The sequence below is a fragment of the Bacillus yapensis genome (assembly GCF_005280205.1).
Classification (GTDB): Bacteria; Bacillota; Bacilli; order Bacillales; family Cytobacillaceae; genus Robertmurraya; species Robertmurraya yapensis.
The window spans coordinates 119,285-140,853 of the sequence record NZ_SUND01000007.1; the positions used below are offsets into that span (position 1 = coordinate 119,285).

19 protein-coding genes and 1 other annotated feature are annotated in these 21,569 nt (G+C 41.4%); of the genes, 3 read left to right on the forward strand and 16 right to left on the reverse strand.

The window, feature by feature from the left end; all coding sequences use genetic code 11:
- Positions 1–59 precede the first annotated feature (59 nt).
- The 8 genes from FAR12_RS10460 to FAR12_RS10495 all read right to left on the reverse strand — a co-directional run bounded on the left by FAR12_RS10460 (position 60) and on the right by FAR12_RS10495 (position 8,415).
- Positions 60–890: an energy-coupling factor transporter transmembrane component T family protein gene (locus FAR12_RS10460; RefSeq protein WP_126408611.1), complete on the reverse strand. Its 831-nt coding sequence runs from the start codon at positions 888–890 to the stop codon at positions 60–62.
- Positions 881–2,587 (reverse strand): ABC transporter ATP-binding protein, encoded by a 1,707-nt coding sequence (locus FAR12_RS10465; RefSeq protein ID WP_126408612.1) that lies wholly within the window; start codon positions 2,585–2,587, stop codon positions 881–883. The genes FAR12_RS10460 and FAR12_RS10465 overlap by 10 nt, the downstream gene beginning before the upstream one ends.
- A 17-nt stretch (positions 2,588–2,604) precedes the next feature.
- Complete coding sequence (locus FAR12_RS10470) at positions 2,605–3,162, reverse strand: ECF-type riboflavin transporter substrate-binding protein (protein ID WP_126408613.1); 558 nt, start codon at positions 3,160–3,162, stop codon at positions 2,605–2,607.
- A gap of 40 nt (positions 3,163–3,202) precedes the next feature.
- Entirely contained in the window at positions 3,203–4,060 is an 858-nt protein-coding gene (locus FAR12_RS10475) for an SAM hydrolase/SAM-dependent halogenase family protein (RefSeq protein ID WP_126408614.1), read from the reverse strand.
- 352 nt (positions 4,061–4,412) lie between these two features.
- Positions 4,413–4,689: a binding site (T-box leader), on the reverse strand.
- A gap of 117 nt (positions 4,690–4,806) precedes the next feature.
- A complete protein-coding gene (locus FAR12_RS10480) occupies positions 4,807–6,054 on the reverse strand; it encodes a peptidoglycan-binding domain-containing protein (protein WP_126408615.1) in 1,248 nt (415 codons plus the stop codon).
- A 177-nt stretch (positions 6,055–6,231) separates the two neighbouring features.
- Positions 6,232–6,792 (reverse strand): hypothetical protein, encoded by a 561-nt coding sequence (locus FAR12_RS10485; RefSeq protein WP_126408616.1) that lies wholly within the window; start codon positions 6,790–6,792, stop codon positions 6,232–6,234.
- Between the two features lie 101 nt (positions 6,793–6,893).
- Complete coding sequence (locus tag FAR12_RS10490) at positions 6,894–7,838, reverse strand: Gfo/Idh/MocA family protein (RefSeq protein ID WP_126408617.1); 945 nt, start codon at positions 7,836–7,838, stop codon at positions 6,894–6,896.
- A 13-nt stretch (positions 7,839–7,851) separates the two neighbouring features.
- Positions 7,852–8,415, reverse strand: coding sequence for a TetR/AcrR family transcriptional regulator (locus tag FAR12_RS10495; RefSeq protein ID WP_170972161.1), 564 nt, complete (start codon positions 8,413–8,415; stop codon positions 7,852–7,854).
- Positions 8,416–8,587: 172 nt separating this feature from the next.
- Here FAR12_RS10495 and FAR12_RS10500 point away from each other — a divergent pair, with 172 nt between their 5' ends.
- A complete protein-coding gene (locus tag FAR12_RS10500) occupies positions 8,588–10,261 on the forward strand; it encodes an FAD-dependent oxidoreductase (protein ID WP_126408619.1) in 1,674 nt (557 codons plus the stop codon).
- 45 nt (positions 10,262–10,306) lie between these two features.
- Here the strand turns inward: FAR12_RS10500 and FAR12_RS10505 are convergent, their stop codons facing one another.
- The 6 genes from FAR12_RS10505 to nirB form a co-directional block, all read right to left on the reverse strand.
- Positions 10,307–11,455, reverse strand: coding sequence for a glycerate kinase family protein (locus tag FAR12_RS10505; RefSeq protein WP_126408620.1), 1,149 nt, complete (start codon positions 11,453–11,455; stop codon positions 10,307–10,309).
- A 48-nt stretch (positions 11,456–11,503) separates the two neighbouring features.
- Positions 11,504–12,313, reverse strand: a complete 810-nt coding sequence (locus tag FAR12_RS10510; RefSeq protein WP_126408621.1) for a uroporphyrinogen-III synthase — start codon at positions 12,311–12,313, stop codon at positions 11,504–11,506.
- Between the two features lie 78 nt (positions 12,314–12,391).
- A complete protein-coding gene (gene cobA / locus FAR12_RS10515) occupies positions 12,392–13,183 on the reverse strand; it encodes a uroporphyrinogen-III C-methyltransferase (protein ID WP_246010367.1) in 792 nt (263 codons plus the stop codon).
- Positions 13,183–15,357 (reverse strand): assimilatory nitrate reductase catalytic subunit NasC, encoded by a 2,175-nt coding sequence (nasC, locus tag FAR12_RS10520; protein WP_126408622.1) that lies wholly within the window; start codon positions 15,355–15,357, stop codon positions 13,183–13,185. Before nasC ends, cobA begins: the two co-directional genes overlap by 1 nt.
- A 15-nt stretch (positions 15,358–15,372) precedes the next feature.
- Positions 15,373–15,687 carry a nitrite reductase small subunit NirD gene (gene nirD, locus FAR12_RS10525; protein ID WP_126408623.1) on the reverse strand — a complete coding sequence of 105 codons (315 nt, stop codon included), beginning with the start codon at positions 15,685–15,687 and terminating at the stop codon, positions 15,373–15,375.
- 17 nt (positions 15,688–15,704) lie between these two features.
- Entirely contained in the window at positions 15,705–18,113 is a 2,409-nt protein-coding gene (gene nirB / locus FAR12_RS10530) for a nitrite reductase large subunit NirB (protein WP_126408624.1), read from the reverse strand.
- A 351-nt stretch (positions 18,114–18,464) separates the two neighbouring features.
- On the opposite strand from nirB, the gene FAR12_RS10535 reads away from it, so the two are divergent.
- Entirely contained in the window at positions 18,465–18,854 is a 390-nt protein-coding gene (locus FAR12_RS10535; RefSeq protein ID WP_126408625.1) for a MarR family winged helix-turn-helix transcriptional regulator, read from the forward strand.
- A gap of 146 nt (positions 18,855–19,000) precedes the next feature.
- Positions 19,001–20,446 carry a nitrate/nitrite transporter gene (locus FAR12_RS10540; RefSeq protein ID WP_126408626.1) on the forward strand — a complete coding sequence of 482 codons (1,446 nt, stop codon included), beginning with the start codon at positions 19,001–19,003 and terminating at the stop codon, positions 20,444–20,446.
- A gap of 63 nt (positions 20,447–20,509) precedes the next feature.
- Here the strand turns inward: FAR12_RS10540 and FAR12_RS10545 are convergent, their stop codons facing one another.
- Positions 20,510–21,175 carry an HAD family hydrolase gene (locus FAR12_RS10545; protein ID WP_126408627.1) on the reverse strand — a complete coding sequence of 222 codons (666 nt, stop codon included), beginning with the start codon at positions 21,173–21,175 and terminating at the stop codon, positions 20,510–20,512.
- A gap of 58 nt (positions 21,176–21,233) precedes the next feature.
- A complete protein-coding gene (locus tag FAR12_RS10550) occupies positions 21,234–21,560 on the reverse strand; it encodes a YnfA family protein (RefSeq protein WP_126408628.1) in 327 nt (108 codons plus the stop codon).
- Positions 21,561–21,569 lie beyond the last annotated feature (9 nt).

Below are 21,569 nucleotides of genomic sequence, written 5' to 3' on the forward strand. Positions count from 1 at the left end.
GTCATGTATATCTTTTTCATAAAAAAATACGCCTGTAGCCATTAGCTCAAGACGCATTTTTATAAGAATGGATTGTAAAATCGATTGCCATCATGAAAAGTGATGACTAACGTGCCAACGAGCATCAGTACAAATACGGCAAGTATTATGTAATCCTTTGATTGGAAGAGACGGGCACTATACCATGTTCTTTCTTTATTTTTTCCGAATCCACGAAGCTCCATTGCGTTGCTGATAGTTTCAATTTTATCAAGACTCGATAATATAAGTGGAATCATAATGGAGGCAGCATTTTTTATGCGCTTTGATAATTTTTCTTTACTAGATAGATCTACTCCCCGAGCCTGTTGTGCCAATGCGATGTTGCGAAAGTCTCGTTGCACATCGGGAATATAACGAAGTGCTAAAGCCACTGCATAGGAAATTCGATAGCTCACTCCAATTTTATTCAAGGAAGCCGCAAATTCGCTAGGATGAGTCGTCACTATAAATAGCAAGGCCACAGGGGTGACTGTGAAATATTTCAACGTAATATTGAGCTGATAAAAAATTTGTTCGATGGTGACATTGTATCTGCCCACAATCTCGAACAGAATATGACTCGTACCATAAATCTTTACTCCTTCTTGTGGTGAAAAAAGATAGATGGCGATATTGTTGAGCAGTAAAAATATTAAAATGAAAATGAGTATAAATGAGATTTCTTTTACCTTTATTTTCGAAACGATAAAAATGACAATGCTTAAGATAAACAAAAACAGGAGTATCCTAGTATCGTACGTTAACATCGCCGCAGTCGACCAAATAATAAAACAGAGAAGCTTCGTTACACCGGTCAGTTCATGTACCGGTGATTTTCGTTCTATGTATGATAACATCTCTACTGCCAATTCTTTCGGACCTCCTTATCGTATCGGATAAAGCGTCCAATGAACTCTTTTGGCTCCCTTATACCTGCCCGTTTTGCTAATTCAAATAAAGAGGTTTCCTTTAAGTTTGCTTGTTTGATGATCTCTGCGTCTGTTAAAACCGTCGTCGCGGACTCATCGGCAATCTTTTTGCCACTGTCAATCACAATCGCACGTGGTGTGTACTCAAGCATTAAATGCATGTCGTGGGTAATGATGATAATCGTTTTTCCATTACGATTTAACTCCACTAAAAAATCCATTATCTCTGTAAAATGGCGGAGGTCTTGTCCAGCTGTTGGCTCATCAAGAATGATGATTTCGGGATCCAGCACTAATACGGAAGCAATCGTAACACGTTTTTTCTGACCGAAACTTAATGCTGAAATCGGCCAATTACGAAATGGATAGAGACCACATATTTTAAGTACACTTTCTACTCGTTCCTTAATCTCCTGTTCAGGCACACCACGAATGACTAACCCCAAAGCCACTTCATCAAAAATCATGTGCTTGGAAATCATATGGTTGGGATTTTGCAAAACCATCCCGATTCGTTCCGACCGTTCTTTTATCGTATCCTTCGTAATATCTTGTCCATCAAAATAGATTGTTCCTGAACTAGGTTTTTCAAACCCACAAATGAGCTTGGAAATAGTTGATTTGCCTGCTCCATTTTTCCCGATTAAACTAACCATCTCACCTTTTTCAATCGAAAAAGAAACGCCTTGAATGGTTTCATGACCAGCATGATATTGAAATGCTATTTCATTCAGTTCCAAGATCGGTTCCGATTTTCCCCTAGGAATAATGGAATCAGTGGATTCATACCAGGCAATTAGCTTTTCTTTATCCACTGCAAATGATAGGGGCTTTGAAGGTTTCATTTCCTCAGTCACTTCACAGCCAGCATACTTAGCAGCCTTAACATATAAAGGTTCCCGGATATGAATCTCCTCTAAAATATTGCTTGCTAATAGCTCATCTGGATTCATATCTGCTACAATTCTTCCATCATCCATGACAATGATTCGATCGACATCAATATGTAATACATCCTCTAAGCGATGCTCAATAATGATAACTGTCTTATTCGTTTCTTTTTGAATCCGATCAATTAATTCCATCGCATATTTTCCTGTTGCAGGGTCAAGATTTGCTAATGGTTCATCAAATAAAAGAACGTCTACATGATCGACCATCACCCCTGCTAACGAGACTCTTTGCTTTTGGCCCCCTGATAAATGATGCACAGATGATGAAAGAAACCTGTCCATCTCGACCATTTCTGCAACTTCTTCCACAAGTGCTACCATGCTTTTTTGCTCTATACAATCATTTTCCAAAGAAAATGCGATATCCTCTCCTACGGTTAGCCCGATAAACTGACCATCGGGATCTTGTAAAACGGTCCCTACTATTTTTGAAAGAGAAAATATATCTAGATCCTTTGCCTCTTCCCCCTTAATTTTCAAACTTCCTATTACATCACCTTTATAGGAAAAGGGGACAAGCCCGTTGATACAGTGACCAATCGTGCTCTTCCCAGAGCCAGATGGTCCAACGATCAACACCTTTTCCCCTTCAAGAATGGTCAAACTGAGGTCTTTTAGAGTAGGATCTACCTGACTATGATACTTAAAACTATAGTTGTTAAACTCTATGACCGGCTTCTTCATTTTCATCTCCTAGCAATCTATAATTCTCTGTGCAGGCTGTTGCTTTGTGTACGAGTTTTAGAATAAGCAAATAATAAAATAGAACCAATCACACCGACTGTAACCATATTTGATACCCCAGCAAATAATCCTTGTACGAATACTTTATTGGCAGGTTCAGCATAGACTAAAATATCTAATACTGGTGCAATCAAGAACCATCCAATCGCTTGAGCGATGATTTGCACTACGTTAAAGGTAATAAGCTTACTTTTATTAAATACTCCTGATTCAATATCGATTCGCTTCGCAACTAAACCGATGATGAATCCAACGAATAAGGATACGACCACCCAGCTCCACCACACGGAACCATAAGAAATCGCATCATTTAGAGCATGCCCGATTAGACCGATTAATGCGCCGGCAATTGGACCAAATACGACTGCCATCAATGCTAAAAAGGCATAAGATGTTTGAATCGACGTATTTGGAACCGGTGAAGGAAGAGATACAAACTTTGCTAAAATAATGAATACTGCTGCCCCAATCCCAATAGCCACGATGTTTTTAATAGATAATTGCTTTTTAAACACAACTTCAACCCCTTTTAAATTTTAAGAATATAAATAATATTTAATTATATATGATGTTCTGGGCCTTGCGTATAGAAATTTTCCAATTTGCACCTGAGCCAACATGGTAGGCTTTAGCAAAAGAACCTTGATTAAGGGCCACTCCTAATTTATCCAGTGAGTTTATATACAGGAGAGGCTCACCTAAATGGCTATCTGCAAAAGAACGACCAAACGTCATGATGCTTTTATAGACTTGGCGTGTTTCATTTTCAATTACTACTTCAAAAGAATCACCGTACTCAACATTTAATTGTTTAAATAGCTCCCGGTCGATATTCGTCCATAGATTCCCGAAGCGAACATCAAGGATATCAATATGGCCTGATACCGCTCCTTTGCTAATTGTTACTTCAGGAACCGGCAATTCAACGATGGATTCAACTTGTATTTCAGGACCTACTTGTTCAAAAGAAATAATTCCTGTGGCTAACCTTGCACCAGTAAATGCATACACGTCTCGACCATGAAACGTATATGATTCTCCCGAATGCGGAAGACGATTTACTTTTTCATCAATAATTCTCGCCTCAACAATCCCGATTTGCTGCTTAATTTGCGTGAGTGTCCCATTATCAGGCGTTACGATGTATTGGTTTTTTGAAGTTTTTGCGACAATGCTTCGGCGCTCTGAACCTACACCTGGGTCAACTACTGAGACGAATACAGTTCCCTCTGGCCAGTAAGAAATGGTTTGATACAAACGATAGCCTCCTTCCCAAATATTGTATTGAGGAATATCATGGGTCAGATCAAAAATACGTATCGTTGGATCGACGGTAAGAGCAACACCATACATGGCACTTACTGCACCATCACTTATACCAAAATCTGTTTGCAATACTAAAAAATTTTTCATGATTGCTCCTCCATTCTGAATTGTTTTCGTTTAAATATAAGGTTCTGTTAATGTTCCTTGTTGATTTTTTGATTTTCGACAGGTGCACCCACTTAACCGGAAAAATTCCGCTTAATTTGAAAAAATAATGGATATTAGGTGAAATAGGCGGAGATTTTCTGCTAAATGACTTAAAAAGCCTTAAAATCATGAAAAATTTAGAGCTTAACCGGAAAAATTCCTCTTATTTATAGGGAAAAAGGTTAATTTCTTGATTTAACCGGAATTTTTTCACCTATTTTTCAATGTAAAAAGTTCAACCCCCACCTTTAACAGAGCTAAATATACAAAAAACCACGTCTCTATCCAATTGGATAAGGACGTGGTTTATATCACGTGGTACCACCTTACTTCACTGTTCGCTCACACAAACAGCCTCAACAAGTACTTAGGGTAGGACAATCTCTCCCTGTATACTGTGGTTTAGATAACGAGTACCAACACTCGTCGGAACCTACTAGTGCTTGTAGCACGTTCAGCCACGAAACTCAGAGGCCATTGTTCAGATTCGTATTTTTGCTTCTTTTCAGCTACCGAAGCTCTCTTTCGAAAAATACTATAATCCTACTTCTTCTCTTCATTGTATTTGTCAGAATTTTTAATTTAAAAATGATTATAATAGGTCTTTACCGAAAACGCAAGAAAAAATTGTAAAAAAGATCATTAAAATGGATAGACCCTATTAGATCTATCCATTAATCCGGATCTTAATCTCCGGATGGTCGTTTGATTGGCTGTTTGATTGGTTGTTCTTCAGCCGGTTTTTTGATCGGCTGTTTAATTGGTGCTTGTTCAGGTGCTTTACTTGGTTGTTTAATTGGTGCCTGTTCAGGTGCCTTACTTGGTTGCTTGATTGGCGCTTGTTCAGGCGCTTTGCTTGGTTGCTTAATTGGTGCTTCTTCAGCTGGTGCTTTTTCTGGTTCTTTGATTGGCTCTTCTTCTGCTGGTGCTTTTTCTGGTTCTTTGACTGGCTCTTCTTCAGCCGGTGCTTTTTCTGGCTCTTTAATAGGTGCTTCTTTTAAAGGTGCTTTACGTGGTCCTTTTATCGGTTTTTCTTCACCGACTCCTGGACCCTCTTCTTCTTCCTCTTCACCTTTTCCAGCCCCTGGACCTTCACCTTCCTCTTCTTCTTCACCTGGTCCGGCCCCTGGGCCTTCGCCTTCCTCTTCTTCACCTTGTCCGACTCCTGGACCTTCACCAGCCCCTGGGCCTTCGCCAGCCCCTGGGCCACCGGCTCCTGGACCTTCACCAGCTCCTGCTCCTCCGCCTGCTCCTGGACCTTCACCGGCTCCTGGACCTTCGCCAGCTCCTGCTCCTCCGCCTGCTCCTGGACCTTCACCAGCTCCTGGACCTTCACCAGCTCCTGGACCTTCACCGGCTCCTGGACCTCCGCCAGCCCCTGGGCCTCCTGCTCCTGGACCTTCACCAGCTCCTGGGCCTCCGCCAGCCCCTGGGCCTCCTGCTCCTGGACCTTCACCAGCTCCTGCTCCTCCGCCAGCTCCTGGGCCTCCACCTGCTCCTGCTCCTCCGCCAGCTCCTGGGCCTCCACCTGCTCCTGGACCTCCACTAGGTGCTTTGCCAGCCCCTGGGCCTCCTGCTCCTGGACCTCCGCTCGGTGCTTTTTGATTTGCATAGGAATAGACAATGGATTGTAATGTGCGACTATCCACTGATCCTGTTACAGGTAAACCATGTTTCTTTTGAAAATATCTTACTCCCTGTACGGTAAGAGCATCATATTTACCATGGATTTTGCCAGAATAGCTGCCAACTGATTTCAGCATTCCTTGGATTACGTATACATCCGGTCCCTGTGCTCCTTTGCCGACAGCTAAACTTACGGACGCCATTGAAAACAACAGAGTAAGTGTTAGTACAAAAGTACTAATACTCTTACCTAAAATCTTTATTGCTCGTTTTTTTGATGAGCGATATGTAGATTTTGGTTTTTCCATTTGATTCACCATCCTTAAATTTATTTGTCTATTTAGACAAAGTTACTGTTCCCATATTTTTTCACTTTATTGCGTAGAAATTGGATGAATTTTAACAAATCTTAACGAATCCATCCGAGCATGAAAAAAGAACCTATAATTTCTAATAGGTTCTTTGTTTTAGGTACTTTTTCCCAGTTATGCTTTTTTTCGCTTTTTAACAATGAAAAATACAATCAAAACCACCAAAATCACCATAGCTCCGATAAGATAGAACTGATTACTATCAAGCTCATTTGCCAAATCTACTTTATTGACTGGAGTTTTTCCTCCACCTAAGATCGTCAAATCATCTTGTAACGTTTGCAGTTCTGCAGTTCTATCACAGATAATGGATACGAGTGCACTCTCTCCGTACATAGTGGATTCGGACGCGTAGACTAGATATTCTTCTCCTACTATAAAATCAATTCCGCAATCTCCATCACTAACACCTGTTGTAATAATAACTTGGGTTTCATTTACACCCTTCCATGTCTTAGAAACATCAAAAAGCACCGATTTTGCCAAACTTCCATTGATACTACGATTTTCTTTTATTTCTATCACTTTCCCACTAAACACAGCCTTCGATTGTTCGAATTCATCCTCCACACTTGGTTGCTCTGCACATGAACACGCACTTGAAGTTGAAGGAAATGACACCATCAAGAACAAGAAACTGGAACACAATGCGATAATCGATATGAACTTCTTCATTTGACCATCTCCTGAAATTCTAACTGACTCTTCCTTACACGCAAAAAAGGAGTCTCTATATTAGACTCCTTCTACTTACTTTCCGTTTCAGATATATTCAATTAGATCTTTCTCAATTCTTCAAGCACTCTTTGCGCCTTATATCCAACCTCAAAATCGTATAGTTCCGCGACTTCTCCTTTAACTGCCTTCACCAACTCATCGATTAATCGGTTTGGTGTTACATCCTCAGCCAGAATCGGCTTAAGCTCCTCACCCATTTTTCCACCTTTTAAATGACCCCAATTTTCAAGGGATAATGTCCCTTCCGAACCATATGCGGTAAAGCCAATATATTCTTCCCCTGCTACTTGGCTCAACCCTTCAATTAAAACCGGAGTTCCATCTTCAAGCTCCGCAGTCGCAATAATTCCAGTCTCACTTTTTGCCGAATCAGCAGGCAATTCTAATCGCGTTTGAATATTCTTGATATCCCCAAATATTTTCAAGGTTTGTTGGATAAAATGAACGCCAACTTCGAGAACGAATCCCCCCTGTTCTCTTTTTCCCACCCAATCATTTTGCTGCCAGCCTCGTGGCCATTGAGGAAAATGCATCGTCAACTGCAATCTTCTTAGTTTTCCTATGTAATTTTCGCCAATCATATCCGTCAATTTCGTTGCTGCGGGGCCATAATTAAGTGGAAAGTTCATCGCGTGAACAACCCCAGCTTCTTTGGCAGCCTCATGCATTTCCTTCGCCTCTTCCAAAGAATTTGCTAAAGGTTTTTCACATAAGACATGCTTCTTCGCTCTTAACACGTCCATTACGATTGAATGATGAAATTTCGGCGGAACCGCCACATAAACAAGCTCAACCTTTTCATCTGCAATTAAGCTTGGATAGGCTGTGTAAGCTCGTGCATCTCCAAGTGACGCCGCTGTTTCTTTTGCTAGTGACTCAAATTGGTCACACACTGCTACAATTTCAACTTCAGGATGCTCCATAAATTGTTTGATTAAACGTTGTCCAATGGCACCTAAGCCAACAATTCCAATATGTATCATATTGATGTCCCCCTTATTTCAACGCGTCAATTTTTAAAAGCTTCAGCAATATGCCATTCATTTCATCTATCGACTTTTGAAAGCCTTCATTATGCCATTCCAAAATAACACCTAATATGGCGTTCGCTAGAAATGAATCGATAAACTCTATCGGCTCATCCATTAGTTCCTGCGATTGAACTGAGCTTTTTACAAAGGCTTTAATTCGTTCAAAAAACATCTTGTAGTAAGCAAAATTCGAATTGCTACTAAAAATAAATTGATAAAAATCCTTGTGATTGTAAACATGTTCAAAAAGATGAATCATTTTAGGCTCCAATTGATAGTTCGTCTCCTTTAAATAATTGGAGGATTTTTGCATCGCCTGTTCAAGATCGGCCAAGAGCCTCGCAATGAATTCCTCAAAATATTTAGGAACATTATCATAATGGAGATAAAAAGTTTTTCTTGTAATTCCTGATTGTCGACAAAGGTCCGCCACGGTAATTTTTTCAAGTGGCTTGTCCTTCAATAATTCTATGAATGCCCTTTGAAGACTTTGCTTTGTTTTAACTACACGTAAATCCTTCCTATTCATTTTGACCCTCCTCTTGCTGCAAGTGGATGATTTCATTATCGCACAAAATCATCAGAAAATTGAGATTAAATAATGACAAAGATATTACACACTTGTATAATAAAGTTAACTTATTTATTCAAAATATTCAAACAAATAAAGTAAATAAGTTATTTCTATTAGGAGGGATTATATGAACTGGGATGAAGAATACGATGTCGTAGTAGTGGGAAGTGGTGCCGGCGGACTAGTCGCAGCCATTACAGCTGCTCATCACGGGTTGAAAACGGTCATTGTTGAAAAGGGTTCAGTATTAGGTGGTTCTTCTGCCCTTTCTGGCGGTGGCCTCTGGATACCAAATAATCATGTTTCAAAAAAGGCAGGTCTGCAGGACAGCGAAGAGGAAGCACTTACTTATATGCAAGAAGTCATTGAAGATACTGGGCCAGCCTCAACGTATGAACGTAAAGTTGCCTATGTGAAAAATGGACATCAAATGGTGAAGTTTTTAGAAGGCTTAGGAATGAAATGGGTTGCCGGTATTCTTTACCCTGACTACTACCCAGAAAAGCCAGGCGGGAAAATAGGCCGCTCTATTGAAGGTGAAATCTTTGATGCTAAATTACTAGGTGAGTATGAGAACTTAATTCGCTCAGGAGAAATTAAAGCACCACTGCCTTTATACTCTGGAAAGGTTGCATCTTTGCCGAAGGCTTTTACCAATGTGAAAGACTTTAGCACTGTCGTTGGCATGTTTCTAAATGGATTCAAGCATAAGTTAAAAGGTAGTCACGCTATCTCGATTGGAGCTGGACTTATCGGCCGTCTATTAAAAATTGCAATTGAGCATAAAGTAAGGATTAAGCTCTCAACCCCTTTAACGGATTTAATCATGGAGGATAATAAGATCCTTGGTATAAAAGCAGAGCATAAGGGTAAACCCATTCATATTAAAAGCAAAGCGGTTATTTTAGCAGGAGGAGGATTTGAGCGAAATCCAGAACTCCGGAAAAAATATCATAATGTTGGTACCGATTGGACATCTGCAAACCCAGATAATACGGGGGACCTCTTATTGATTGCTCAAAAACACAATATTGATACCGCATTATTGGATGATGCTTGGTGGGGCCCAACAACTCTAGATGCGAACGGTGCACGAAAGTTTATGGTTTATGAACGCTCAATGCCACATTGTATCATTGTTGATCAAACGGGAGATCGCTACTTCAATGAATCGCAATCATACACAGATGCAGGTCATGCCATATTAGAAAGACAAGAAATGAACGGCAAAGCAATCCCTTCTTGGCTGATCATGGAAAGTCGAAATCGAAATAAATATTTGTTCGGAAATATGCTCCCAAAACGGACTCCTAAGGAAGCGATTGAAAGCGGTTTCTTAATTAAAGCCGATTCCATTGAAGAACTAGCAGAAAAATGCCAAATTGATTATCCTGGCTTAAAAGAAACGGTTACACGTTTTAATACATTTGTTAAAAATGGCCATGATGAAGATTTTGGACGTGGAAACTCAGCCTATGATAATTATTACGGTGACCCTACTTACCCAAACCCTAATTTGGGGGCCATTGAAAAACCACCTTTTTACGCATGCAAAATCTTCCCTGGGGATCTTGGAACAAAGGGTGGCATCGTAGCAAATGAATACGGCCAGGCATTACGTTACAATACCCCAATTGAAGGCCTATATGCCACTGGAAATTGCTCCGCATCGGTAATGGGGCGTGTCTATCCTGGACCAGGTTCTACACTTGGACCAACTACTGTATTTGGTTATATTTCAGCAAATCATATAAAAGAAAACATCAAACAATTAGAAAAAACTACATCCATAATCGGTTAAGAGCATAAAAGGATCGACCAAATTAGTTGGCGATCCTTTTACCATTTATTTTATAATTCGTGCCATTCCCCATACTCTACCAATCTGCTCCGCTATCCTTTTTAAATTCTCGCGAGCGACTTCTGGTTTCATCGCTTTTTCCAAACTGACAGGACCACCTACAATTGTAAAATAGGCTGTAATTCCAGAATCATAAAGTTGCGGATTTCCCTCTGATACATCTCCAGCCAAAGCAATAACAGGAATTCCAAGACTTTGGGCCATTTTTGCAACTCCAGCAGGGGCTTTTCCCATCGAAGTTTGTCCATCCAGTTTCCCTTCTCCTGTTATGACCAAATCGACACCGGCTAGTTTCTTTTCTAGCTTGTTCTCCGCAAGAATCAAACTGACGCCAGATTCTAACTGACCACCTAGGAATCCAGCAAAAGCAGCACCCAGTCCACCTGCTGCTCCCGCACCTGTAATATGCTGCAAATCTACTCCCATCTGTTCCAAACAAACATCGGCAAAACGCTTCAATCCTTCATCTAGCTCTTTGATCATTTCAGGAGTTCCACCCTTTTGGGGGCCGTAAATATATGCTGCGCCATTTGGGCCATAGAGAGGGTTGTTTACATCACATGCCACACGGAATCTCGCTTCTTTTACCTTGGATGGAACCTTGCTAGAATCCACTTTTACGATCACTTTTAAAAACTCTCCACCTAATCCAACCGAATCTCCATTTTGAACAAAAAATTGATACCCTAACGCCTGTAGCATTCCGACTCCTGCGTCGTTCGTTGCACTTCCGCCCAGACCAATAATAAAATCACGACACCCTCTATCGATGGCATCCATGATAAGCTCTCCAACTCCATATGTAGTGGTTATCAAAGGATTCAGTTGTTCCTTTGTAAGCAAAGGAAGGCCACAAGCTTCGGCAACCTCGATAACGGCAGTGTTTTTTCCACCTAAGATCCCGTACCTAGCTTGAACAGGTACTCCTACAGGACCAGTCACAATCTTTTCGATAAAATGACCATCTGTCGCATGAACAAGTGCTTCAACTGTTCCTTCTCCACCATCAGCTACAGGAACCGCTTGTACAGAAAATTTGTTATTGGCATTTAATAATCCTTCGGCTATCGCATTGTTTGCCTCAATAGACGAAAGACTCCCTTTTAACGAATCCATTGCGATTAAGATATTCAAATCAATTCCTCCAGTCAAACCATGGATTATCCGATTCTAAAAGCTATCTCATCTGTCCAAATAATATCGTGACAACTCAATCACCATCGCACCCATTCTTTCGTTCTCAGGCATTACAATCCGCTCGATTCCTTCTTCTCTTAGCGCCTCTGCTGTTACTTTTCCGACCGCTGCAGCAAGCGTGTTCGACTGAAAATAATCAACCAAAGACTCTACACGATTTGTTTCCCTTGCATAATCAAAAAGCGACCGAACTTGAATCGCAGTCGTGAAACAAACCGCATCTACCTTGCCCTCAGAAATCTCTCCATACAATGTAGCGAGGGTCTCTGTTTCTGCAGGAATATGCTGATAGGGAAGTAGCATCAAAACTTCTGCCCCTTTTTCTTTAAGAAAGTTGATTAACAATGGCGCTTTTTCTCCATGAAGCTGAACGGCCACTTTTTTACCAGCAAAGTCGACCGTCTCTAACGCCTTCATTAGGCCTCTCGTCGTCCCATCGTCATCTACAGCTACTGGCTCTAGTCCCAATCTTTTCAGTACAGCAAAGGTTTTGTAGCCTCTTGCTGCAATTTTCGCCTGTTGGAGAATAATCTTGAATTGTTCTTGAACACCTAGTTTCTCAGCGAGATTCAAAAGAGTCTCTGTGCCGATCCCTGTCGTTAAAATAAACCAATCTGTTCCCTCTTGAATAAGCCTTTGAAGATCCGGCTCTACTTCCTTCTCTGCTAAAAATACCGTCCCTTGAAGTGAACGAACAATCGGAATTCCACCTTGCTTTTCAATAAGCAAACTCATTTCATCCGTTTTACGCGATGCCCCAATGACAACACGTTTTCCTGCTAAACCTTTTGCCATCCCCCTACCTCCTCTTTTTAACTACTATTTTAACTTTTCTAGGAAACTAAAAAAAGCACTTTATCAGTGCTCAGAAAGTTACTTATGAAGGAAAAACTCCACTTTTTTAGTAGATATAGATGCTTCCCCTTGCCACCATTTCAATTTATCCCGGAGTCGGACTACTTCTCCAATGACAATAATAGCAGGAGCTTTGAAGGAAGCCTTCGCTGCCTCTTGAGCTATATTCCACAACTCCCCTGTCAGCACTTCTTGCTTGTCGAGTGTCCCATATCGAATGAGCGCTACGGGTGTTCTTGCGTCTCTTCCATTGGTGATAAGTTGCTCTTGAATATAGGGAAGATTGTGCATGCCCATATAAAAAACAACTGTATCTACACCCTTCGCTAAATGATCCCAATTCAGCTCCTGTGTATGTTGATCTCCGCGTCGATGTCCTGTCACGAATGTCACAGAGGAAGCATAATCACGATGAGTCAAAGGTATCCCCGCATAAATCGATGCTCCAATGCCCGATGTGACTCCAGGAACAATTTCAAAAGGAATTTCATGCTCCGCACACTCTTCAGCTTCTTCCCCGACACGGCCAAAAACACTTGGGTCTCCACCCTTTAACCGTACAACCTGTTTTCCATTCTTGGCAAATCGAAGCAAAAGCTGATTGATGTTTTCCTGCGGAATCAAATGATTATCTTTTTCCTTGCCACAATCGATTAGGAGCGCTTCTTGCGAAACATAGTCTAATAGCTTCGGATTGACTAACCGATCATATAAAACGACTTCTGCCTTCTGTAACAATTCCATTCCCCGTACGGTAATTAATTTCGGATCGCCAGGACCTGCTCCTACGAAATACACTTTGCCTATCATTATACGAGCACCTCCCTTTTCTCCAATTGATTTTCCATACTTCCCATCTCGAGCGTGGTTACTCTGACAGCACAAGCCTTAAATTCCGGCATCCGTGACTCAGGGTCAAGCTCGGGTAAGGTTAATTGGTTGATATTCATATTCCCCTCCCAATGAAATGGGACGAACACGGTATCTTCCCGTATCCCCGCTGAAAATTTAACAGGAAGAACGATTTCCCCCCGTCGTGAAACAATGCGTGCAAGCCCTTTGTCCGTCAGACCAAGGTCAGCCGCCGTATCTGGATGAATTTCTACATAGGGCTCTGAGGTTTTATTCAATTCAGGTGCAGTTCTTGTCTGCACCCCGGTTTGATAATGCATTAAAATTCTTCCAGTCGTAAGGGTCAACGGAAACTCTTCATCCGTTCTTTCCTCAGGAAAATGATGGGGAACCGACATAACTTTCGCCTTCCCATCCTCATGATAAAAAATTCCTTTTCCAAACAACCGTGGGGTCCCTCGATGCTCATCACTCGGACACGGCCAAAAAACACCTTTTTCTTTTTCTATTCGTTCATAGGAAATGCCCATGTAGTCTGCAATCCCTCCACTACTTGCTAACCGTAGTTCTTCAAAAATTTCTTCAGCAGTTTTAAACGAAAAATATGGTTCCTTTCCCAGAACAGACGCTATTTCACAAAGAATTTTCCAATCTAATTTGGCTTCACCAGGAAGTTTTTTGACTGCTCTTCGTAAAATTACTCTTCCTTCCAGATTGGTCATTGTTCCTTCATCCTCCAAATATGTCGATCCTGGTAAAATCAAATCTGCTAACGAAGCTGTTTCTGACAACAAAGGATCAATCACAATCAAGAAATCTAGTTTTTTGAGCGCTTCTTTAACAAATCTTGCATTCGGATTCGATACAGCCGGATTTGACCCAAGAACGAGCAAACCTCGAATCTCTTGTTCATTTATTTTTTCAAACATCTCATAGGCAGAAACCCCTTTTCTAGGTAAGGAAGCTTCTTCAATTCCCCAGACCTTCGCGATATGTGCTCGATGCTCTGGATTTTCAATCGATCGATAACCTGCTAACTGGTCTGCTTTTTGTCCGTGCTCTCGTCCTCCTTGACCATTGCCCTGTCCGGTAATCGTTCCAAATCCACAGCCGCTCTTCCCAATCTTCCCTGTTAAAAGAACGAGATTAATATAATTGCGGACATTTTTAACACCTTTGGCATGTTGTTCAACCCCTCTTGCCGTAAAAACAAACCCGGTTTTCGCTCTTCCATACAGTCTGGCTGCTTCCACAAGCAATTCCTTCTCCACTCCGGTGATGCTCACGATATTGTTTAAATCAATCGTGCGAGCAAAGGCAAGCAATTCCCCTCCACCATTCACCGATTCTTGTAAAAAAGTATGATTCACGTAGTCCTCATCCACAATCACTTTGAGCATTCCGTTCACAAGGGCCGCGTCCATCCCAGGCTTTATTTTTAAATGAATATCCGCAATTTTCGACGTCAACGTCTCTCTCGGATCAATCACAATGATTTTACACCCATTTGCTTTTGCCCTACGGAAATAGGGCATCATCGTTGGCTGACATTCAGCAATATTCGTCCCTGCTAAAATGATGCACTCCGCTTCAGGGATTTCACTCAAAGGATTCGTCATTCCACGATCGACACCAAACGCTTGATTAGCTGCACTTGCCGCTGAAGACATACAGAAACGACCATTGTAATCAATGTATTTCGTTTCTATCGCAACGCGAGCAAATTTGCCAAGAAGATAGGCTTTTTCATTTGTCAAAGCGCCACTGCCATAAACACTCATGGCGTTTTTGCCATAGTTTTTTTGCAGGGAAGTGATTTTCTCCTTGACCCAGTCAAACGCCTCCTCCCACGATACAGGAGTAAACGTCTCGCCCACTTTTAATAAAGGGGTGCGTAAACGAGCGGCACTGAACGCATGGGAATAAGAGTAAATGCCCTTTGGACAGAGTCTTCCTTCCGATACTGGATCACTTTTTAAAGGCGTCGCTTTGTATCGCGGTTTTTGACCTGTTCGATCTTCGTCCAGATTGATTTTGCATTGCATACTACAAAAAGGGCATTGTGTCTCATAATGGTATTCCCTTTGCCGTGGATATTCCCGTTCTCGAAATCCCTTTAAAAAGTCAGACATCCTTCTCGCTCCTTCTTATAGTGTGATGAATACTTCCTCTCCTTCAATCGTCACATCGTACTTCCTTACACAACCATGGTCAGGCGCTTGGACATTTCCATCCTTCAAATCGATTTTCCAATCATGGAGTGGGCAAAAAACAAAGTCACCCGAGACAATTCCTACAGCCAAAGGACCACCCTTATGAGGACATCGATTTTCAACGGCGTTGAACTGTCGCTCAGCAAGACGGAAAACGGCAATAGCATGATCTTCGATTTCGACTAGCTTCCCAACATTGACTTGAAATTCATCGATCGTTCCAATCTTTATGAGTGTAGAAACTCTCATAGAATTTCCTCCTTTTTTTATGAGACGGTTACCTTTTCAAACATCTGCCTTACACTTCGTTCTTCAATCGCTTCCTTCCATGGATCCTTGCTTGATTCCAATGCTTCATCCATGCGTTTAATCAACTCAGCACGTGTCCCTTCGTCCTTAAGCACTTCTTGGATATGCTCTAACCCAACGCGTTCCACCCAATGAGAAGTTCGCTCTAAATATTTCGCCGTTTCACGATAGTACTGGACGAAAGCCGCTGACCATTCCAGAACTTCTTCTCTCGTTTTCACCTTGATAAATAAATCGCCTCCACGTAAATGAACCCCTCCATTTCCACCTACATAGAGCTCCCAACCGCCATCAACTCCAACGACACCGATATCTTTAATGCCTGATTCGGCACAATTTCGTGGGCAAGCAGATACAGCCATTTTCACTTTATGTGGAGTCCATAGGCGTTCAAACCGCTTCTCCATATCAATCCCCATTTGGATCGAGTCCTGAGTTCCGAATCGGCAGAAGTTTTCACCGACGCATGTTTTAACGGTACGTAGTGCTTTCGCGTATGCATAGCCAGACGGCATATCTAAATCAGCCCACACATTTGGCAGATCCTCTTTTTTCACCCCGAGTAGGTCGATGCGTTGACCACCTGTAATTTTTACCATTGGAATTTCATATTTGTCGGCGACATCTGCAATTTTCCGCATTTGCTCTGGACTCGTCACCCCACCATAAATTCTTGGTACAACCGAGTAAGTTCCATCCTTTTGGATATTGGCATGTAATCGTTCATTAACAAAGCGAGATGTCCGCTCGTCCTCGTACTCCTTCGGCCAAGCCATGCCCAAATAATAGTTAAGTGCTGGACGGCATTTGGAACAGCCATTTTCCTGATTCCATTCCAATACATTCATGACTTCTTTCGTCGATGTAAGCTTCATCGCACGAATCGCTTCGACAACCTCGTCACGACTCAATGTTGTGCAAGAACAAATCGGCTCCTTCTCCACCTTCTGAAACTTGTCTCCCAGAGTACATTGCAATAAATCCTGCACTAATGGTTTACAGCCCCCACAAGAACGGGTCGCTCCTGTACAGCCTTTGATCGATTCAACTGAGTCTAACCCTAATTCATTAATTGCCTGGACAATCGTTCCTTTGGACACTCCGTTACATCCACAAATGAGTTCCTCATCCGCCATCGAAATCACTTGTGGGGCACCTGATTCTTTTTCTGTATTCGTTCTGCTAAAAATGGTCTTCAGCTCTTTTTCATGAGCTCCGTTCCGAATCATTTGAAATAAACGGACACCTTCATCAATTTCACCAAATAGAACGGCACCGATAATTGTTTCATCCTTCACAAGCACCTTTTTATAAACCCCTTGAAAATCATCCTGAAAACGGTACGCTTTCGTGTCAGGCTGATCGATGAATTCCCCTGCCGAAAATACATCTACCCCAGACACCTTCAATTTTGTCGATAAAACAGAGCCTTCATATGGCTTTGTCTCTACATTCGCCAATCGTTTTGCAAGAACTTGACCTTGTTCATAAAGCGGAGCCACTAAGCCATAGACAATGCCACGATGCTCAGCACACTCACCGACTGCATAAATATTCGGCACAGATGTCTCTAAATAATCGTTCACGACGATACCCCGATTTACTTCAATGCCGTGCTCTTTTGCCAACTCAACATTCGGACGAATCCCAACTGCCATCACAACGAGGTCTGCGTCTAATACACTTCCATCCTTGAATCGAAGGCCTTCTACTCTGTCCTCACCAATCAGTTCCTCTGTCGCAGCATTCATGCGAAACTTCATGCCTTGTGCTTCTAGTTCCGCTTGTAAAAGCTTACTTGCAGTCGGATCCAACTGTCGCTCCATCAATGTATCCATCACGTGAATGACTGTGACATCCATTGATAAATTCAAAAGACCACGGGCTGCTTCAAGTCCTAGTAGCCCTCCTCCAATGACAGCCGCTTTTTTATACGTTTTGGATGCTTCGATCATTTTTTCGCAATCTTTTATATCTCGATACGATATAACATTCGATAAATGAGCACCTGGAATTGGTAGAATAAAAGGATTCGAACCGGTTGCTAGAATAAGCTCATCATAGCTTTCAACAACTCCTTTATTGGTATGAACGACACGATTTTCATGGTTGATCTTCGTAACCGTATGTCCTGTGTACAAATGGATGTTGTTTTTCTCGTACCAATCCCAATCGTTTAGGACGATATCCTCAAACTTTGAACTCCCTCCAAGAACATATGACAACTGAATACGATTGTAATTAGGATGAGGCTCTGTTCCAAAGATCGTAATTTCATATGATTGCTCTTTGAGCTTCAAAATATGCTCAATACAGTTCACACCTGCCATGCCATTTCCGACTAATACAAGTTTTCTTTTGTCCATTGGCTCAGCCTCCTTGTTTGGTCCTCATTATAAAAGAATGTAAATTCAGAAATCTATTATCGTGTTAGATAACCTGACATAGTTTTTATAAAATTTAAAGTTTTCTTACTATAATTATGGTAAAATGAACGTAGAAAAAGGCTCTTTTCGCAAAGATTGTTGTTTTTGATAAAATTGATTAAATAACTAGCCAAACTCCCTCTCAACACCAGTAACTGGTAGCGAAAAGTGCCGTGCAAAAATAATTTGAAGCACTAAACATCTAGGAAGTGTAAATGTCGGCTTTTAGACATTTACGAAAAACACAATCAAAACGAAAACAACATAGAAAAGTGATTGGGGGACAACGTTGTGGAACCACCTTTATCAAAGGATGTTTATGAATTTTTAGCAGATTTCAGATACCGGATTCGCAAATTCCTTCGATTTAGCGAATCCGCCGCTAGGAGCCAAGGACTGACACCCAAGCAGCATCAGCTACTCTTGTCCGTAAAAGGATATCCTGGACGGGATTATGTCACCCCTAGTGAGTTAGCGGAACGTCTACAAATTACTCATCACGCATGTGTTGGTTTGATTGATCGCTGTGAGCAGCTTAACCTTGTGACTCGTAGACCAAATCCTGAAGATGGCAGAAGTGTTCTCATTGAAGTTACAGATAAAGGCTTAGAAGTACTAAGAACGTTATCTGAAATACACTTAGAAGAAATAAAACGGATCGGGTTCTTTAAAGAAGATTAAAGGGCCAGACCCGTTTTTTATTTTGCCATTTATTAAAAAGTACGTTAGAAAACCTTACAGACAAGATGACATATTTATAAATTACTTTAAAGTAATAAAGGACATAAATTTATCGCATTGAGATATTTTTTGAGGGAGGAACGCACATGGAGAAAGATATTTATCAGGGAAATACGAGAATCTTACTTTTCACGACGCTAGCCTTTTTCATTACATTCATGGTTTGGTTTAATATGGCGCCCTTTAACAGTACCTTGGTTGAGGCGTTCCAACTGTCAAAAGAACAATTAGCGACTTTACTCGTGGCCAATCTTGCATTAGCGATTCCGGGACGCGTCGTGATCGGGATGCTAGTGGATAAGTTCGGGGCGAAAAAAATCTATTCCATTCTCCTTATTACAATGAGCTTTCCATGTTTCACCTTCGCCTTGTCGACCGAATATTGGCAGCTATTGATCTCAAGATTGTTCTTGGCGTTAATCGGAACCGGATTTGTTGTTGGGATTCGAATCGTTTCAGAATGGTATCCTCCAAAACAAGTAGGAACAGCGGAAGGAATCTATGGAGGATGGGGTAATTTTGGTTCAGCTGCTGCAGCGGTTGCACTCCCTACTCTTGCTCTTTTTTTCGGAGGAGAAGATGGCTGGCGCTATGCCATCGGATTAACAGGTCTGATTTCACTAGTGTACGGTTTTCTTTATTACCTACTCGTCGAGGACACTCCTGCTGGTGTTTCCTACAATCGTCCAAAAAAGAGTGGCGCAATGATCGTATCGAGCTATCAAGATTTAATTTGGCAAATGGTCATGACGTTTCCGATGTATGCCATTTTAGGATTCTTGAATTGGCGAATGTATGCAGAATTGCATTTTTACAGCCAATGGATCGGAATCCTCATTTACTTAGTTCTTACTTGTCTCTATCTCTATCAAATCTCTGTCATTTGGAATGTAAATAAAGAGCATTTGCGCAAACCAATTCCAGAAGCTGAAAAGTACTCTTTTAAACAAGTAGCCATTCTCGATTTTGCTTATTTTGTGACATTCGGTTCAGAGCTCGCTGTTATCTCCATGCTTCCCCAGTTCTTCGGTGAAACCTTTCAGCTCGGATTAAAAGAAGCTGGACTTATTGGCAGTAGCTTTGCCATTTTCAACTTCGTCTTCCGTCCAGGAGGTGGTTGGCTTAGCGACAAATTTGGACGAAAGAAAATATTAATATGGGTTTTAGCTGGAGTAGCTGTTGGATTCCTTGCCATGTCCCAAATTAATTCAAGTTGGCCGGTTTGGTTAGCTGTTGCTGTCACGATATCTTGTGCTGCTTTTGTCAATGCTGGATGCGGGGCGGTTTTTGCGATGGTACCATCAGTGAAGAAAAATATGACTGGCCAGATTTCAGGGATGGTTGGTGCGTACGGTAACATTGGTGGAACTATCTTTCTTACAGTATTTAGCTTTGTAAGTCCTTCTGCTTTTTTTGCCACGATCGGGATAGCCACTTTGGTTTGCTTTATCTGTTCATTCTTCCTCAAGAATCCTAGTGAAGAGGCAATCATTCAGGTCACTGTTAAGGAAAAAATGGTTATGGACATGTGAATTTGAGCGACCGCTCGCTCAGGTATTGGAAATGAATGAAGCAGGCTACTTTGCCTGCTTCGTTTATCGGTTTATTTTTTCAATAGTGCCAGGTATCTCACCTAAATCATCAATGATATAATCCGCACTCACATTGTTCCATTTCTGATCTTTCTTCCATATTCCAATCATTCCAATGCTTTGCGCACCTTTCACATCGTTATCAGGGTGATCGCCAACAAACACACATTCATTAGCGGCGAGATTTAGTTTTTCCAGCAAGCGTTCGAATATTTCAGGTTCAGGCTTTTTCATCCCTTCCCATTCGGATATTAAAATTGTCTCAAAATATTTCTCAATCCCCAACGCCTTAATATTATCAAGTTGAAATTGACCTCTCCCGTTTGTGATTATTCCGAGTTTAAGAGATTTATTTTTTAACTTTTCCAGTGTTTCAATTAGATTCGGGAATGGTTCACAATGATTTTTAAAATGAATTAAATAATCTTCAAGCAGTTCTTCCCATGGTAAACCCTTAATTTCAAACTCCTCAATCATTTGTTGATACACTTTATCTTTCCGCGTATAGCCACGACAATCTAACTCTATGAATCTTGAAACATATTTTTCTTTTGTGATATGCCCAACAAACGTATGCAATCGTTCATACTGTTTAACGATGAACTTTCGTACGGAAACGTCACGGTCTAGCAAAGTACCATCTAAGTCAAACGCAACTGCTTTAATCATATTTCTCCCCTTCCTTTAGTGAAAAATAGATAAGTAGGTTGTTTTATCCCCCAGTCATCTACTGACGTGGAGCCCAAAGCATAATTGAAACGCCAATTAGACAGATAACCGCCCCTACCCAATCGTATGTATCGGGTGTTTTCTTATCAATTCCCCAGCCCCACAAAACTGAAAGAATAATGAAAACTCCGCCATAAGCAGCATACACTCTCCCGAATGAAGGGAATTTTTGCAGAGTTGGTATGATTCCGTACAGAACTAAAATAAGTCCCCCAATAATTCCATACCAATATGGTTTCCCTTCACGCAACCATAGCCATACTAGATATCCACCACCAATTTCTGCGACTCCTGCAAGTATGAATAAAATTATCGTATAAGTCATGACTCACCT

Bases quoted from the DNA above. Each gene is read 5' to 3' on its own strand.
- cobA (WP_246010367.1), bottom strand. From the start codon at position 13,183: ATGATAGGCAAAGTGTATTTCGTAGGAGCAGGTCCTGGCGATCCGAAA.
- FAR12_RS10550 (WP_126408628.1), bottom strand. From the start codon at position 21,560: ATGACTTATACGATAATTTTATTCATACTTGCAGGAGTCGCAGAAATT.
- FAR12_RS10480 (WP_126408615.1), bottom strand. From the start codon at position 6,054: ATGGAAAAACCAAAATCTACATATCGCTCATCAAAAAAACGAGCAATA.
- FAR12_RS10545 (WP_126408627.1), bottom strand. From the start codon at position 21,175: ATGATTAAAGCAGTTGCGTTTGACTTAGATGGTACTTTGCTAGACCGT.
- nirD (WP_126408623.1), bottom strand. From the start codon at position 15,687: ATGAGAGTTTCTACACTCATAAAGATTGGAACGATCGATGAATTTCAA.
- FAR12_RS10540 (WP_126408626.1), top strand. From the start codon at position 19,001: ATGGAGAAAGATATTTATCAGGGAAATACGAGAATCTTACTTTTCACG.
- nasC (WP_126408622.1), bottom strand. From the start codon at position 15,357: ATGTCTGACTTTTTAAAGGGATTTCGAGAACGGGAATATCCACGGCAA.
- FAR12_RS10475 (WP_126408614.1), bottom strand. From the start codon at position 4,060: ATGAAAAATTTTTTAGTATTGCAAACAGATTTTGGTATAAGTGATGGT.
- FAR12_RS10495 (WP_170972161.1), bottom strand. From the start codon at position 8,415: ATGAATAGGAAGGATTTACGTGTAGTTAAAACAAAGCAAAGTCTTCAA.
- FAR12_RS10500 (WP_126408619.1), top strand. From the start codon at position 8,588: ATGAACTGGGATGAAGAATACGATGTCGTAGTAGTGGGAAGTGGTGCC.
- FAR12_RS10465 (WP_126408612.1), bottom strand. From the start codon at position 2,587: ATGAAGAAGCCGGTCATAGAGTTTAACAACTATAGTTTTAAGTATCAT.
- FAR12_RS10485 (WP_126408616.1), bottom strand. From the start codon at position 6,792: ATGAAGAAGTTCATATCGATTATCGCATTGTGTTCCAGTTTCTTGTTC.
- nirB (WP_126408624.1), bottom strand. From the start codon at position 18,113: ATGGACAAAAGAAAACTTGTATTAGTCGGAAATGGCATGGCAGGTGTG.
- FAR12_RS10510 (WP_126408621.1), bottom strand. From the start codon at position 12,313: ATGGCAAAAGGTTTAGCAGGAAAACGTGTTGTCATTGGGGCATCGCGT.
- FAR12_RS10490 (WP_126408617.1), bottom strand. From the start codon at position 7,838: ATGATACATATTGGAATTGTTGGCTTAGGTGCCATTGGACAACGTTTA.